This window comes from Streptomyces sp. ML-6 (genome assembly GCF_030116705.1).
In the GTDB taxonomy this organism is placed as follows: Bacteria; Actinomycetota; Actinomycetes; order Streptomycetales; family Streptomycetaceae; genus Streptomyces.
The window spans coordinates 7,406,104-7,420,462 of record NZ_JAOTIK010000001.1 but is presented as its reverse complement, the minus strand read 5'-3'; the positions used below and the strand labels follow the sequence as shown (position 1 = coordinate 7,420,462).

Sequence of the window (14,359 nt, the reverse complement as noted above, 5' to 3'; positions counted from 1 at the left end):
GAAACCATCATGAGCACGAACACCTCCGGTCCCCTCCGTGTGCCCGACGCCTTCGCCGCGTGCTACGCCCGGCACAGCGGCGCCTCGGGCCGGGCCTGGATCGCCGCCCTGCCCGGCCTGGCCGGGGAGTTCCTGGACCGTTGGTCGCTGCAGCCGGACGGCCCCCCGGACCACGGCATGGCCTCCCTCGTCCTGCCGGTGGCCCGTGCGGACGGTACGCCCGCGGTGCTGAAGCTCCAGCAGGTCACCGAGGACAACGCCGGTGCCGCGTCGGGTCTGCGCGTGTGGAACGGCGACGGGGTGGTGCGCCTGCTCGACCACGACGCGGACAGCGGCACCATGCTGCTGGAACGGCTGGACGCGAGCCGGCCGCTGTCGTCGGTGGCCGACGACACGGCCGCCATCCGCATCCTGGCCGATCTGCTGGCCCGGCTGGTCGCGGTGCCCGCGCCGCCGGACATCCGGCGGCTGACCGATGTCGCCGCGGCCATGCTGGACGAGACGCCCCGCGCGGTGCCCGCACTGAGTGACCCGGCCGAGCAACGGCTGGTGCGCACGTGCGCGTCCGCGGTGGCCGAACTCGTCGGCGAGTCCGGTGACCGTCTGCTGCACTGGGACCTGCACTACGACAACGTCCTCGCCGCCGAGCGGGAGCCCTGGCTGGCCATCGATCCCGAGCCCCTGGCCGGCGATCCCGGTTTCGAGCTGTTGCCCGCGCTGACCAACCGCTGGGCAGAAGTGGTGGCGGCCGGCGACGTGACACGCGCGGTGTTCCACCGCTTCGACCTGCTGACCGAGGCGCTCGGACTGGACCGGGAACGGGCGGTCGGCTGGACGCTGGGCCGGGTCCTGCAGAACGCGTTGTGGGACATCGAGGACGGTAAAACCGCTCTGGACCCGGCCCAGGTGGCCATCGCCACGGGCCTGTTGGACCGGTCGGCACAAAAACACTGACATGCCTCGGGCGTCGGGCCGCGGGGGTGGTCCCTCTTCGCATTCGCGCCGGTTCGGTGAGCACCGTCCCCGCCCCCAGGACACCACGGGGGCCGTCGGCCCGGAGGACCCGGCCGCGCGGTGCACACGTCCTTCGCCCGCGGCCACCCGGCCGCCCGGCGCCGTCAGGACAGTGCGGCCGGCACCGCCCCGTGCGGGGTCAGTCGCGCGATCCGGGCCAGGCGACGCAGCGAGTCCACCAGGGCCGCCCGGTCGTACGTACTGGTCGTGACGAGCACCTCGTCGGCGCCGGTCTCCTCGATGGCCGTTTCGAGACCGGCGGCGACCTCGTCCTCCGTGCCATGGAGGTGTCCGCTCAGCCCGTCCTCGTAGAAGCGGCGCTCCTTCTCCGTCATGGTCCTCGCCCCGATCCGGTCGGGCGGAGCAAGCGGCGGGAAGACGCCGTGGGTACGGGAGTGCGCCATGGACCACGCTTCCGGCATCAGCAGCCGCCGGGCCTCCCGCGTGCTTCCGGCGACCGCGATGGTGCCCGCGACGACCACGTACGGTTCCGCGGCCCGGGCGGAGGGGCGGAAGTCCCGTCGGTAGCGTTCGACGGCGCGCAACAGTTTCTCCCGGCCGCGCAGGTCGCCGATCACCAGCGGCAGCCCGGCCGCCGCCGCGATGCCGGCGCCCTCGCCGGTGGCCAGCACGAACGGGGGGATGCGCAGCCCCTCGGCAGGGCGGGCGTGGACCTGCGGGTGGGCCCGTTGCGTACCGTCCAGCCAGCCGAGCAGTTCGGCCAGCTGCGCCGCGAAGTCGTCGGCGGCCGGCCGGTCGCCGCCCAGCGCCCTGCGGATGCCGTCGGTGAAGCCGACCGAGCGGCCGATGCCCATGTCGATCCGGCCGGGGAACAGGGATTCCAGTACGCCGAACTGCTCGGCCACCACCACGGGCCGGTGGTTGGGCAGCATCACCCCGCCCGTCCCGACCCGGATGGCGGAGGTCGCCGCCGCGACGGCCGCGGCCAGCACGGTCGGCGCGGAACCGGCGACGCCCGGCACGCTGTGGTGCTCGGACACCCAGAACCGGTAATAGCCGAGCGCCTCGGCCTCCTCGGCGAGGTGCACGGTGTCGCGCAGTGCCTCGGGGCCGTCGTGCCCCTCACGGGTGCGGGAGCGGTCGAGCACGGAAAACCGGGTGGATGCGATCACGGAACTCACACCCTTGTGCAACACCCGCGCGCCGCCAGGATTCCCCGGCCCCGGCTTCTCCCGTCTTCCGCTCTCCCCGGCTTCCGCCTTTCCTGCCCTTCGCCGGGGCCTTCGGCTCCGGAGCCGCTCCGCCCGGCCTCGTTCCATTCATTCCATGGGATAGATGTCCCCGCTCGCCATGCCGCTCACCTGCTCGCTCTCCGATTCGAGCCTGCGGGCCTTGTCCTCCAGGCGTCGGCGTTCCTTCGGGTCGGTGGCCCGCTCGGCCTCGCCCTTCAGGTCCTTCGCCTTGGCACGCAGTTGCCGTACACGACCGCGGAGTTCGTCCGACTCGCTCATGATCACTCCTTGGGTGGTTCTCCTCAGCCCCGGCGCCGGTGCCGACAGCACCGGGAAACGCCCGGGGCCGTGGAACGGGCGTTCGCGCCCAGGAAGCCGAGCCCGATGCCCAGCATCCAGAAGTCCTTGGCCAGGGGAGTGCCGTTCTGGGTGGGCCGCAGACTGCCCGGTTCATGCATTCCGGGGACCCGCAGGTACAGCCCGACCAGGCCCCCGGCGAACCCCGTCAGCGCCAGCCCCGCCAGCCGGGTCGGCACGCAGGGGGCGAGCAGGGTGCCACCGAGCGCGATCTCCGACCAGGCGAGCAACCGGGTGAACCGCCCGGACTCGATCCGCTGCAGGAACGGGTAGGCGACACAGGCCATGCCGTGCAGGCTCTGCGCCATCTCCGCGTCGGCCTTCAGTTTGCCCAGGCCGGAGTTGAGGACGAACGCGCCGATGGCGAGGCGAGGGGGCACGTCACGGGGTTCGATCGTCGTCATGGGAGCCTCCGTCCCTCTGGTACCGGGCCCCTCGTCGAGCTTATCCAGTGGGTGCGATCGGCGCTCCGCGAGAAGCTCCCGACCCCGGCGGGCGCACCCGCCGTCCGGCCGCGCGGCGCACCGAACCCCGTCGGAACGCCGGGCCGTCGCCCTCCCGTACCGGTGATGTCGACTTCTGTTGCTCACCGAGCAACCCGGGGCCCGCGTACGTCGTCTTGATCCACAGCAAGGCGGTTCGCCGCGAGTGAACAGGTCACGTCAAACCCCACGAGTGCCCGGGTCAGCACACCCGACAGCTATACACCGAATGTATACATATCGCGTATAGCTGTTCCGGTCCCGCCCCGGCCACACGCGAAAGGCTCCCATGCACAGCAAGGCACTGGCGCCCGAGTACCAAGGCGCCCTCACGAAGATGTCGGTGAACTCCTCCCTCACGGACGTACTGGCTGAAGGCGTACGGCACTTGGAGGAGGCCGAACGCTCCGGGTCCGGCGGGGAAGTGGCCCGGTGCAATCTCGCCGTGGCCGAGGCGCACCGCAGGCTCGGCAATGTGGCGGAGGCCGACCTGGCGTGGAAGGCCAGTTACCGGGCCGCACGCTCGGTCGAGGACCTCGGGGCGATGGCCTGGGCATTGTGGAGCGGTGGGACGCTGGCCCGCCAGCGCGGGGAACTCAGGCTGGCCTTCCGGCTGTTGGGGCTCGCGGCCGACATGGGCAAGCGGGGTGGGGACATCGTCGCCCGCGGCTACTCGCTCGCGGGCCTCGCGGAGACCGGGCGGATCCAGGGCGACTACCGGACCGTCGCCGCCCTGCACGAGCAACTGCTGGCGGAGGCGCGCGCACGCGGCGAGGCGCGCCACACCGTGTGGGCCCTGGAGGGCATCGCGCAGATCCACCGCAACACCGGCTCGCTCGACACCGCCCTGGCCATGTTCGAGGAGGCGGCCGAACTCGCGGGCAACGCCGACGACCGGCGCGGCCGGGCATGGGCGTTGCGCGGCATCGCCGACATCGTCTCCCTGCGGGACGATCCGGAGCGTGCGCTGACCCTGCTCGCGGAGGCCGAACTCACGTGCCGGGAGATGAAGTTGTCCAGCGCCCTCGCCTACAACCACAAGATGCGCGCCAACGTCCTCTTCCGTGCCCGCCGGTACGAGGAGGCGCGCGCGATGTACGAGGAGGCGCTCACGGAGTTCCGCGACATGACCGAGCCCCGGGGCGAGGCCCTGGCCCGGCTCGGCCTGGTCAAGTCGCTCGCGCGGCTGGGCCGGGACCGCGACGCCACCGCGCAGGACCTGGACGGGTTGCGCCGCACCCTGGACCGGATAGGCCTGCTCAACGCCCGGGAGATGGTGGACAAGGCGTACGCCGAACTCGGAGTGGCACCGGCCGGTGACGGCACGGACGGGGAGAGCGGACGCCGATGACGCCCTCGCCAGTGACCCAGCGGGCCACCCCGCCCGAGGTGCTCGCCCGCTGCCGCGACCTCGTGCGCCCGGCGCTCGCCCGGGCGGTGCGGCACCTGCACCCCTGGCACGCCGAGATGGCCGCCTTCTCCCTCGGCTGGAATGTGGTGGACGGCACCCCCGTACCGGGCTCGCAGGGCAAGGGCCTGCGCCAGGCCCTCGCACTGCTCGGCGCCGAGGCGGCCGGGGCACCGGCGCGGGAAGGGGTCGTCGGCGCCGTGGCCGTGGAGCTGATCCACGTCTTCTCCCTCATCCACGACGACATCATGGACGGCGACGAGACCCGCAGGCAGCGGGCCACCGCGTGGAAGGCGTACGGGACGGGCCCGGCGGTCCTCGCGGGCGACGCGCTCTTCGCCGCGGCGGTGCAGACCCTGGCCGAGGCGCCCGGGCCGCACGGTGCGGCGGCGGTGCGGCTGCTGGCCGGAACCCTGACCGACCTGGTGCACGGCCAGGCCGAGGACCTGCTCTTCGAGTCCCGGCCCTGGACCGGGCCGGAGGCGGTGCGGCCGCACGAGTACCGGTGGATGGCCGAGCACAAGACGGGGGCGCTGCTCGGTTGCGCGGCGGGGGTGGGCGCCGTGCTCGCCGGAGCCCCCACCACGACCGTGGAGGCGCTCACCCGCACGGGACGGCATCTCGGGGTGGCGTTCCAGGCGGTGGACGACCTCCTCGGGACCTGGGGGGACCCCGAGGTCACGGGCAAGCCCGTGCACAACGATCTGCGACGGCTGAAGAAGACCTACCCCGTCCTCGCGGCCCTGGCCACGGACCACCCCGCCGCCCGGCGGCTCGAGGCCCTGCTCGGCACCGGAATCCCGCTCGACGACGCCACCGCCCGGCGAGCGGCCGAACTCGTCGAGGAGGCGGGCGGCCGCCGCGCCGTGCTGACCGAGGCCCAACAGCAGCTGGAGCAGGCCCGCCGGAGCCTGGAGAGCGTTCCGCTCGCTCCGGTCGCGCTCGGTGAGATCCTCGGGCTGCTCCCCTTCGTCGTCGACCGCACCGGGTGACCAGGGCGCCACACTCCGCGTAGTACCCCTCGGATCCCACCCGGTCCCGTCGCCCGTCGCCCCGGCCCGCAGCACGCGGGCCCGGGGCGACGGGCGACGGGCGGCAGGCGGCGGCCCCGAACGCAGGACCGGCCGCCGCCCGCCGCTCACCACCCACCGCTCCCCCTGTCGGGCGAAGCGATACGCTCGATCTGTAGGCACCACGCGCCGTACAGACACGCGTCCCGATCTCGGAGGCGGCCACAATGATCAAGGATGTCGAGTACTCGACCCCCTCGCAGGCCGAGGGCGAACGGCTGGACGAGGACAGGGATCCGGCGGAGGAACGGCACCCCGCCACCACCCGCACCCAGCCGTCCCAGGCGGAGGGCGAGCGCCAGGCGGAGGACGAGAAGAGCTGACGGAACAGGGCCCGTCCCCGGCCGGCGGCACCGAGCCGCCCACCGGGGACGTGGGGCCCCCTCCGGTGCGGCCCGGATTCCTCACGTCGCGGCGGCGGCGACCGCCGCGGGTCGCTACCGAATCGGGGACGGCTCGCTCAGGACCTGCCGCGCGGCAGTGACGAAAGCCGCCTTCGCGCTCAGGAGGCTGTCCGGCGGCTCGTGGCGGCGCAGACGGTCGACGACCTCCTGCGCGGCGGCGGCGACCTCCGCCGGCCCCTCCAGGACGACCTCGCCCAGGGCGCTTTCCAGAAGGGCGTCGTCGTCACTCCTGCCCCTCCCGGTCCGCTCGGCCCGGATCCTCGCCTCCGCCGCCCCGAGGAAGCGCACATAGGTCTGGCGCCGAATGTCCGACAGCCGGACGGCCGCCTGCTCCCGGAGCGTCATCCGCACCGTTTCGAGCAACGCGTCGGCCTGCCGGTCACCGGCCCGACGCGCGGCTTCGGCCTGCCGGAATCCCGCGCTACGGGTGAACCAGCCGGTGGCGACACCCCCCGTGATCGCGGACCCCGCGGCGATCAGCGCGATTCCCCATTCGCTCATCCCGCCATCCTCCCCGTCGTCCACCGGTGTCCGCACCGGGTTGCCGAATGTGCGTCACGGATCACGTCCGGAGCCCCTGCCCGGTGACGCGGTACGATCGGAACGCGTCGCCGGACGGCGTGGAGCAACCACCCACGATCTGCGGAAACCCCGGATATGACCAGCAACTCCCCACTACGATGGACACTTGGGGCGACGGGCGACGGGCGACGGGCGACGGGCGACGGGCGACGGGCGACGGGCGACGGGCGACGGGCGACGGGCGACGGGCGACGGGTCGTGCTTCTCGCGGCCCGGTCCGCGGTGGCCCTGTACCGTCTCCTCGACGCGCTTCCGGCCCTCGCCGGGGATGACCGCATCACCCGCCTCTTCACCCTGGTGCCCGGTTCCGAATTCGACGTCGACGCGCTGTCCGTGATCGACGCCGTCGGTGGGCGGACGATCCCCTGGGACGAGGCGTGCCGACGCACGTACGACCTGGTTCTCGCCGCGAGTCCCAAAGGAGAGCTGGGTCTGCTGCGCGGCAGCCACGTACTGCTCCCGCACGGCGCCGGGTTCAACAAGTCGATTCCGACCGAGGGTTCGGCCGATTCGGCATCCGGGCTGGACCCAAAGTTCCTGATGCCGGCCGACAACGCCCCGCCGACCGCGCTGCACGCCCTCGCCCACCCCGACCAGGTCGCCCGGCTGGCCGCGGCGAGCCCACGGGCCGCGGACCGGGCGAAGGTCGTCGGCGACCCCACCCTGGAGCGCGTCCTCGCCTCGCTGTCCCTCCGCGACCGCTACCGGGCGGCACTCGGCACCGGGGCCCGCACACTGATCGCCCTCACCTCGACCTGGGGCCCGGAGTCCCTGCTGCGCCGGCGCCCCGGGCTCCCGGCCGAACTGGCCGCCCATCTGCCGCACGACGAATACCAGTTGGCGCTGATCGTGCACCCCAACGAGCACAGCCTCCTCGGCGACTACGAACTGGCCGAACGGCTGTCACCGGCCCTCGACGCGGGCATGGTGCTCGCGAAACCGCACGAGGAATGGGCCTCCGTGCTGATCGCCGCCGACGCCCTCGTCACCGACCACGGCTCGACGGCGCTGTACTTCTGCGCGGCCCACGACCGCCCGGTGGTCAGCGTCCACCGAGGCGGCACCGAACTGATCCCCGGCAGCCCGATGGAGGAACTCCTGTGCGGGGTGCCGGAGTTGGGACCTGCGGAAACGGTGCGGGAGTCGCTGGACGCGTACCAGCCGGGCACCGGGAGCAGGGCCGCCCGAGCCGCCTTCGCCGGCCGGGGAGAGGCGTTGGGGCTCCTGCGGACCGAGTTGTACGCGCTCCTCGGTCTCACGCCGCCGGACCACTGCGTACCGCCCCGGCTACTGCCGTCCCCGACACCCGCCTCCCGCACACCCGCGGCGTTCGACGTGCGTGCCGAGGTCTCGGCGGACAGCGTCCGGATCGATCGGCGTCCCGCCGGTACCGGCCTGCCCGGCCACCACCTGGCGGTGGAACACGGCGCCGCCGGTGAGCGGTTCGCCCGCTCGGCCGGTCTGCTCTACCGCCGTCCGGGCCCGCCGTCCTCGGCCCCGCAGGACATGACGTGGAGCGCCGCCGGCTGGGCCCGGCACGCCCTCTCCGAGTACCCCGGCTGCCGCTCGGCCGCGGCCGTCGTCTCCCCGGAGCTGTGCGTGCTCGCGGTCCGCGGCGACGAACGCGTCCACGCCGTCCGCCTCGAGCCCCGGCGCGCGGACGGCCGCATCATCCGCGTCGACCCGGCCGCCGCACTGTCCGCCGTCCACGCGTGGCGGTCCGCCCGGCCGGGCGGACTCCTCGCCCCGGCCGTCCTGACCTGCGTCATCGGCGACCGCGCCCATCGCATCAGCCTCTTCCCGGCCACGGACGAGGAAGCCGGGCAAGCGCTCTAGGGTGTGCTCGGTGTGCGGGCCCCGTCGCCTCCTCCCGGTGGGGCCGTCCAGACCATGGCCAGGGCGAAGCCGAGGTCGTCGAACCGGGCCCCGGGGAAGACGCTCCCGTACAGCTCGCGGAACTGCTCGCGCGACAGGTAGCGGTCGCTGAGGAGGTGCGCCAGCCACGGACGGCTGTGCCAGAAGCGCAGTTGGAACCATGCGTCGCGCAGCCCCACGCGACGGATCTCGCCGGGGAAGTTCCACAGCGCGGGCCAGGTGTACGCCTGGCGCGGTGGTGTCGGGTACCGGTCGCACACGTTGTCGATCAGTGCGACGGTACCGCCGGGCCGCACGAGTCCCCTCACATGCTCCAGGCCCGCGCGGCAGTCCTCCAGATGGTGGAACATGGTGTGGCTGTAGACCAGGTCGAAGCCCTCCTCGTCCTCCAGGTCCAGCAGGTCCTTCACCACGTAGCGCGCGTTGGGCCGGGCCCTCCTGGCCCGGGCGATCTCGATCAGGGGGCGGCTCAGGTCCAGGCCGACGACTTCCTCGAAGCTGCCTGCCAGGAACTCGACCGCGTGCCCCGAACCGCAGCCCGCGTCCAGGGCGCGCCCGCCCGCCGGGCCGAGCCCGCGCAGCCAGGCGGTGTTCCGTCCCGGGAGCAGGCTCACGAAGCGGTCGTAGTCGAGGGCGAACCGGTCGAAGGACTGTGGATCCGTTGTCTGCGTCATGCCTCTCCTCCTGCGCCTCCTGCGCCTCCTGCGCCTCCTGCGCCTCCTGCGCGGCACGGGCTCGGCGGGATTTTCCCCGGCCGAGCCGTCGTACCGGTCCTCACCAGGTGTCGCAGGGGCGGCCCTCCTTCTAGTCCAGTCCGTTGTGCCGCCGGATGGTTTCCGCCTCCGTGCGGTATCCATCGGCCGCCCCGGTGCGGCCTTCCGCGTCGGCCAGTCCGGCAAGCGCTTCGAGGACGCGGACCTGCTCGGAGCCGGAACCCCGGCGGCGTGCCCCCTCCAGCGCCTGCTCGTACAGCGGGCGGGCTTCCTCGGCACGGCCGAGGCGGAGCAGGACGCCGCCGAGCGCGAATCCGGTGCGGGCGATCAGCCTGGCGCGGTTCTGCTCGGTGGCGCCGGTGTACGCCTCGGACAGCAGGCGGGCCGCCGGCTCCAGGTCGCCGAGCGCGGCGTGGGCCTCGCCCATCCGGTAGGTCTGGAGCATGGCTCCGTAGGGGTTGTCGATCGACAGATGCACCTCGCGGGAGCGGGCGAAGTCGGCCACCGCGGCCGTCCAGTCGCCCCGCACGGAGCTGAGCGTGCCGCGGAACTCCATCGTCGAGGCACGGAGTTTGGAGTCCGTCTTGTCGTCCCCCAGCAGGTCGAGGGCGGCGAACGCGCTGTCGAGTTCGCGCCCGGCGTCGTCCGGCCGCCCCGATTCCCAGAGGGAGCGGGCGAGTTGGCACCGCATGCGGACCAGCCAGGCCGCGTTCCCCGACCGGGCAGCGGAGTTCGCCCCGAGCCGGAAGACCTCGGACACGTCGGTCCGGTGGGGGTGGTCCATCGCGTACGTCCACACGGGCTCGCACAGGGCCACCGCCTCCGCGTCCAGTCCCCGCGCGTGGGCCAGTCGCACGCACGCGAACAACGCGTGCCGTTCCGTGCGCAACCAGCGTGCCGCGCGCTCGGACCGCTCGGTGCGGACCTCGCTGTCCTCGGTCCCCGCCGGGTCCTCCAGCGGGACGTCCGGGGCGCCGGGAACGGGGCCGTGGACGTCCGCGACGATCAGGCGCGGGCCCGCCGCGAACCTGTCGGCCCGCTGGGCCTGCCGTACGAACCAGCGCAGCACCCGTACCTGTGCCCCGGCCGCCTCGCCCTCGGTCCCGTGCTCGCGGGCCCGGCGCCGGGCATGCGCGTGCAGCGGGCCCGGCAGCCGCATCCGGCCCTCCTCCTCCGGCCGTACCGCCCGCAGTTCCAGTAACCCGGCCGCGGCCAGCTCCTCCAGCGCGTCCTGGCACGGCTCCGGGCCCAGCCCCGACAGTGCGGTGGCGGACTCCCGGGTGAACGTCGTGCCGGGGTGGAGCGGCAGCAGCCGGTAGAGCAGGGCCGCCGACGGGGAGAGGCTCCGGTAGGTCGTGTCCCAGATGTCCTCCACCCCGGAGACCCCCTTCTCGTCCAGTTCGGCCCGCAGTTCCTCGAGGAGCCGGGGAAGCGGTCGCAACGGGTGTGCGCGCAGCCAGCGGCCCGCGATGTGCAGGGCGGCGGGCAGGCCGTCGCACAGCCGCACCACCGTCCGCGCCGCCTCCGGGTCGGTGGCCAGCCGACGGTCCCGGACGATCAGTTCGAGCAGTTCCATCGCCGCCGGGTCCTTCAGCGGCGGCAGCACCAGATCGACGGCGGCGCCGTCCGCCAGGTCGTACAGCGGGCCGTGGCTCGCCACGATCACCACGCTGTCGCCCGACGACGGAAGCAGGGGGACGACCTCCGAGGCGTACCGCGCGTTGTCCACGACGATCAGCAGCCGGCCGTCGAAGGTCTTGTTCCAGTACTGCCTGCACCGTGCCTTGAACTGGCGTGCCAGCGAGTCCGGTTCCACCCCGAGGGAATCCAGCAGCTGCGCGAGCGCGTCACCGGGGTCCAGCTCGCCGCCCACCCGGAAGTCGTCCAGGTCGACCGACAGCACACCGTCCGGGAAGCGGTCGCTCAGTTTCCGGGCGATCAGATAGGCCAGCTCCGTCTTGCCCAGGCCTCCCGGTCCGCTCAGCGACAGCACCAACGGCCTGGACCGGCCCCGCCACTCCTCCACCGCGCGGAAGGCTCGTTCCTTCTCCTCCTCCCGGTTGACGAAGTGCATTGGCTCCGGCGGCAGTTCCACCCTCATTCAGGCTCCGCTCCCCTGTCCGTACCCGGCTCGGTCGGGCCGGGACACCTGCTCGAACCCAGCTGGTGTCCGGAGACCTGCCGTTCCCTGGACCTCGCACTCTAGAGGGTTCCACGCACCCGGCCGACGCTTTCACCGGGGCGGCGTGCCACCCCTCCCCATCACGTGGGGTGGCCGGGCGCTCGGGACGGTCCCGCCCCGGCCCTCCCCCGGCAATGAGCCCGGAGTCAGCCCGGAGTCAGCCCGGAGTCAGCCCGGAGTCGGGCCGGCCATCGGACCGTGCAGTTCAGGCCACGGACATCCACGGTACGTCGAGGGGAAACCCCGGGGGGCGACACTCGCCGCGTCCCATCCGACGGGGGTGCGCAGACGAAGGAAGTACCGATGGATCGCAGATCGTTCATGGCCACGACGGGCAGCGCGTCGCTGGTGGGCGGGGCTCTCGCCGCCGGTGCCGGGCTCGCGGCCCCCGCGGCCGAGGCCGCGCCGCACCGGCCCGACCGGGGCCGGACCGTCCGGTTCAACATCATCAGTGACATCCAGGGCGATCTGGCCGACTTCGGCAGGGCCCTGGACGATCTGCACCGCATCAACCCCGGCAGTGCCGGTCTCGGCATCGCCGGTGACATCACCCCGCGCGGCTACGACTTCGAGTACGCGGCGGTCCGGCAGACCCTGGAGCGCCACCCGCATCCCAGGAACGTGGCGTGGGCCATCGGCAACCACGAGTTCTACGTGCCGAAGTACAGCGACCCCAACACGCTCGCGGAGGCCACCTGGCCCAACGGCACGACGGAGGACTCCCTCTTCCGCAGCTTCTACAACTTCGCGGGCCGCAACAAGGTCTACTCGGAGACGTCGTTCGGCGGTGTGCCCGTGCTCAGCCTGGGAACCGAGCGCTACTCCCACTACCACGACGCGAAGCTGTGGGACGAAGTGTGGATCAGCGACGCACAGTTCGCCTGGCTGGAGGACCGTCTCGGGTACTGGGCCCGTCGCCGCAGGCCCGTGATGGTGCTGACCCACCACCCGCTGCCCAACACGGTGTCGGGCACCCACAACAAGCTCTACCTCAACGACTACCTCCAGCCCGACCGGCTGCTGTCGGTCCTCGGACGGCACAAGGACGTGTTCCTCTTCTCGGGACACACCCACTGGGACCTCGACCTGTCCGACTGGGTGGTGCGCCGCGTCGTCCCCGGCACCGGCAACCTGGAGGGCTTCACCGTCGTGAACACCTCGGCCGTGCAGGTCGGTTGGATGGACGACGGCAAGGGCGGCGAGGTCTCCCTCGGCGGTGCCTTCAACCAGGGCCTCCAGGTCGAGGTCGGTGCGCGCTCCGTCGTCATCAAGGCCCGTGACTTCACCACGGGCACCTGGCTCAAGCAGCTGACGGTGCCGCTGCACAACGGTTCCTGACCCGGCGCCGGGCGTCGCCCGCCGGGCGGCCCCGTCGCGAGGAGCGCCACGGCACGAGGAGCGTCATGTGCCGCGGCGCTCCTCGTGCCGGGCCGGCGTCAGGGGCGGGACGGGGCGGAGTCGACCTCGGCGAACCAGGCGTCGGCGATCAGCCGGTGGCCGAGGGGGGTCGGGTGGACCCCGTCCGGGGCCAGTTCCGCCGCGCCCTTGTCCTCGGCGGCGCGGGACAGCACGAGGTCCGCGCGGACCACCAGGGCGTCGTGGGCGCGCGCGGTGCGCAGGACGGCGTCGGTGCGGGGTGACAGGTCCTCGAACCAGTCCTCCTGCCCCGGGGTCACGGGGAGCAGGAAGGGGGTGATGACAACCAGCCGTGCGGACAGCCTGCGTTCCGTTTCCGTGAGCAGCCGGTCGAGGCATGCCTCGAACTCGTCGACCGGGCTGAGGAGTTCCTGGTCGTAGCGGCGCCAGGTGTCGTTGATGCCGATCTTGACCGTGACCACGGTGGGCCGGTGGTCGATGACGTCGGTGGTCCAGCGGGGTTCGAGGTCGTACACCCGGTGGCCGCTGATGCCCCGGTTGATGACGGTGGGGGCCGGGCCGGTGCCCGCCCGGTCGCGCAGGGTCCGCGCGATCCCCCGGACGTATCCGTCGCCGAGCGACGCCGGGTCCGTGCGGTCGCGGCCCGAGTCGGTGATGGAGTCACCGATGAACAGGAGTGTGTCCTTCTCCGTGATGCGCATGTCTGTCGTCTACCGTCCTGGCGTCGGGGTGAGGGGGTGGGAGATATTCGTCCGTGCCGCGGCCCCGGGCCGGGGGGCCGCCACGCGTCGCAGTGTGGTGGTCTCGCGCGCCAGTACGGCGGGGTCGCCGCCGGGCACGAACTCCAGGAGCGCCGGTGGCCGTACGCCCCGCCGGTGCAGCAGGTCGAAGACCCCGGTCCACAGGTCCTCGCGCTCGGCCAGCTCCAGCCGGTGGTTGCCCGGCCACCACGAGAAGACGTGCACCGTGCAGACCCGGTCGGCGAGTGCGGCGAGTCCGGCCAGTGCCTCGTCGTCGGGGGCGTCGAGCGGGGGCTGCCAGTAGGTGCGGAGGTTGTCCGCGCCCACCTCGTCCAGCAGCCGGATCGTCGAGGCGACGGTGTCGGTGAGGGTCTTCGAGTGGAACTCCAGCCCGAGTTCCAGTCCGTGGTCCGCGGCGATCCGGGCCGCCTCCCGCAGACGGGCCGTGGTCTCCCGGCGTTCCTGCGGGGTGGTCGCATCCGATCCGGTGCCGCCCGCCCACACCCGTATCCGTGGTGCGCCGAGGAGGGCGGCGGCGCGGACGATCGCCGGGAAGTCGGCCGTCTCGCCGGGGGTGGCGCGGTAGTACGAGCCGTACGAGCAGCAGGTGAGCCCGTGCCGGTCGGAGGCGTCGCGGACGGCGCGGACCGTGTCGGGCTCCGTCCAGGGGGCGTGCACGTCCGCTCCCCACTCGACCAGGTCGAGCCCGGCGTCGGCGGCGCGGTGCGCGACCTCGTCGGCGGGCAGGTGCCGGAAGGTGACCGAGCACAGTCCCAGCCCGCTCATCGGGCCACCCGGCCGGGTCGGGGCGCGACGTGGCGCACCGGGCTGTTTCTTCTCATGGTCACTGCTTCCCTTTCCGTGCCCGCCCCGCGGCGGTTCTTCCATGATCTCGCACGGCTCGCCCGCCGGGGCCGTGCGGTGTCGAGTTCCCGGCGGTCCGGGAAGGGGAGATGGCCCGC

General features: G+C 73.0%; 14 protein-coding genes. 6 read left to right on the top strand and 8 right to left on the bottom strand.

Translation table 11 applies throughout. The features are described from left to right. Positions 1-9 precede the first annotated feature (9 nt). On the top strand, positions 10-954 hold the full coding sequence (locus OCT49_RS32545; protein WP_283855381.1) for an aminoglycoside phosphotransferase family protein: 945 nt from the start codon (positions 10-12) through the stop codon (positions 952-954). Positions 955-1,118: 164 nt separating this feature from the next. Here OCT49_RS32545 and OCT49_RS32540 read toward each other — a convergent pair whose 3' ends face one another. From OCT49_RS32540 to OCT49_RS32530, 3 genes are all read right to left on the bottom strand, one after another. Then, on the bottom strand, positions 1,119-2,147 hold the full coding sequence (locus OCT49_RS32540) for an MsnO8 family LLM class oxidoreductase (protein ID WP_283855380.1): 1,029 nt from the start codon (positions 2,145-2,147) through the stop codon (positions 1,119-1,121). 147 nt (positions 2,148-2,294) lie between these two features. Continuing rightward, on the bottom strand, positions 2,295-2,486 hold the full coding sequence (locus OCT49_RS32535) for a DUF6381 family protein (protein WP_283855379.1): 192 nt from the start codon (positions 2,484-2,486) through the stop codon (positions 2,295-2,297). Positions 2,487-2,509: 23 nt separating this feature from the next. After that, entirely contained in the window at positions 2,510-2,968 is a 459-nt protein-coding gene (locus OCT49_RS32530) for a hypothetical protein (protein WP_283855378.1), read from the bottom strand. Between the two features lie 367 nt (positions 2,969-3,335). Here OCT49_RS32530 and OCT49_RS32525 point away from each other — a divergent pair, with 367 nt between their 5' ends. The 3 genes from OCT49_RS32525 to OCT49_RS32515 all read left to right on the top strand — a co-directional run bounded on the left by OCT49_RS32525 (position 3,336) and on the right by OCT49_RS32515 (position 5,847). After that, positions 3,336-4,397 (top strand): tetratricopeptide repeat protein, encoded by a 1,062-nt coding sequence (locus OCT49_RS32525; RefSeq protein WP_283855377.1) that lies wholly within the window; start codon positions 3,336-3,338, stop codon positions 4,395-4,397. After that, on the top strand, positions 4,394-5,446 hold the full coding sequence (locus OCT49_RS32520; protein ID WP_283855376.1) for a polyprenyl synthetase family protein: 1,053 nt from the start codon (positions 4,394-4,396) through the stop codon (positions 5,444-5,446). Before OCT49_RS32525 ends, OCT49_RS32520 begins: the two co-directional genes overlap by 4 nt. Before the next feature lie 245 nt (positions 5,447-5,691). Continuing rightward, on the top strand, positions 5,692-5,847 hold the full coding sequence (locus OCT49_RS32515; protein WP_283855375.1) for a hypothetical protein: 156 nt from the start codon (positions 5,692-5,694) through the stop codon (positions 5,845-5,847). A gap of 114 nt (positions 5,848-5,961) precedes the next feature. Here OCT49_RS32515 and OCT49_RS32510 read toward each other — a convergent pair whose 3' ends face one another. Then, entirely contained in the window at positions 5,962-6,429 is a 468-nt protein-coding gene (locus OCT49_RS32510) for a hypothetical protein (RefSeq protein ID WP_283855374.1), read from the bottom strand. A 279-nt stretch (positions 6,430-6,708) separates the two neighbouring features. On the opposite strand from OCT49_RS32510, the gene OCT49_RS32505 reads away from it, so the two are divergent. Beyond that, the gene (locus OCT49_RS32505; RefSeq protein WP_283855373.1) at positions 6,709-8,346 is read left to right on the top strand and encodes a translation initiation factor 2; all 1,638 of its coding nucleotides are present in this window, start codon (positions 6,709-6,711) and stop codon (positions 8,344-8,346) included. Here the strand turns inward: OCT49_RS32505 and OCT49_RS32500 are convergent. Beyond that, positions 8,343-9,059, bottom strand: a complete 717-nt coding sequence (locus OCT49_RS32500) for a class I SAM-dependent methyltransferase (RefSeq protein WP_283855372.1) — start codon at positions 9,057-9,059, stop codon at positions 8,343-8,345. The two genes, OCT49_RS32505 and OCT49_RS32500, sit on opposite strands and share 4 nt — an antisense overlap. Positions 9,060-9,189: 130 nt before the next feature. Further along, positions 9,190-11,199, bottom strand: coding sequence for an NB-ARC domain-containing protein (locus OCT49_RS32495; RefSeq protein ID WP_283855371.1), 2,010 nt, complete (start codon positions 11,197-11,199; stop codon positions 9,190-9,192). A 384-nt stretch (positions 11,200-11,583) separates the two neighbouring features. Here OCT49_RS32495 and OCT49_RS32490 point away from each other — a divergent pair, with 384 nt between their 5' ends. Then, complete coding sequence (locus OCT49_RS32490; RefSeq protein WP_283855370.1) at positions 11,584-12,618, top strand: metallophosphoesterase family protein; 1,035 nt, start codon at positions 11,584-11,586, stop codon at positions 12,616-12,618. 98 nt (positions 12,619-12,716) lie between these two features. Here the strand turns inward: OCT49_RS32490 and OCT49_RS32485 are convergent, their stop codons facing one another. Beyond that, positions 12,717-13,358 (bottom strand): SGNH/GDSL hydrolase family protein, encoded by a 642-nt coding sequence (locus tag OCT49_RS32485; protein ID WP_283855369.1) that lies wholly within the window; start codon positions 13,356-13,358, stop codon positions 12,717-12,719. A gap of 9 nt (positions 13,359-13,367) precedes the next feature. Then, complete coding sequence (locus OCT49_RS32480) at positions 13,368-14,183, bottom strand: sugar phosphate isomerase/epimerase family protein (RefSeq protein WP_283855368.1); 816 nt, start codon at positions 14,181-14,183, stop codon at positions 13,368-13,370. Between the last annotated feature and the right edge of the window lie 176 nt (positions 14,184-14,359).

Bases quoted from the DNA above. Each gene is read 5' to 3' on its own strand.
- OCT49_RS32480 (WP_283855368.1), bottom strand. From the start codon at position 14,183: ATGAGCGGGCTGGGACTGTGCTCGGTCACCTTCCGGCACCTGCCCGCC.
- OCT49_RS32495 (WP_283855371.1), bottom strand. From the start codon at position 11,199: ATGAGGGTGGAACTGCCGCCGGAGCCAATGCACTTCGTCAACCGGGAG.
- OCT49_RS32535 (WP_283855379.1), bottom strand. From the start codon at position 2,486: ATGAGCGAGTCGGACGAACTCCGCGGTCGTGTACGGCAACTGCGTGCC.
- OCT49_RS32510 (WP_283855374.1), bottom strand. From the start codon at position 6,429: ATGAGCGAATGGGGAATCGCGCTGATCGCCGCGGGGTCCGCGATCACG.
- OCT49_RS32520 (WP_283855376.1), top strand. From the start codon at position 4,394: ATGACGCCCTCGCCAGTGACCCAGCGGGCCACCCCGCCCGAGGTGCTC.
- OCT49_RS32485 (WP_283855369.1), bottom strand. From the start codon at position 13,358: ATGCGCATCACGGAGAAGGACACACTCCTGTTCATCGGTGACTCCATC.
- OCT49_RS32525 (WP_283855377.1), top strand. From the start codon at position 3,336: ATGCACAGCAAGGCACTGGCGCCCGAGTACCAAGGCGCCCTCACGAAG.
- OCT49_RS32500 (WP_283855372.1), bottom strand. From the start codon at position 9,059: ATGACGCAGACAACGGATCCACAGTCCTTCGACCGGTTCGCCCTCGAC.
- OCT49_RS32530 (WP_283855378.1), bottom strand. From the start codon at position 2,968: ATGACGACGATCGAACCCCGTGACGTGCCCCCTCGCCTCGCCATCGGC.
- OCT49_RS32490 (WP_283855370.1), top strand. From the start codon at position 11,584: ATGGATCGCAGATCGTTCATGGCCACGACGGGCAGCGCGTCGCTGGTG.
- OCT49_RS32545 (WP_283855381.1), top strand. From the start codon at position 10: ATGAGCACGAACACCTCCGGTCCCCTCCGTGTGCCCGACGCCTTCGCC.
- OCT49_RS32515 (WP_283855375.1), top strand. From the start codon at position 5,692: ATGATCAAGGATGTCGAGTACTCGACCCCCTCGCAGGCCGAGGGCGAA.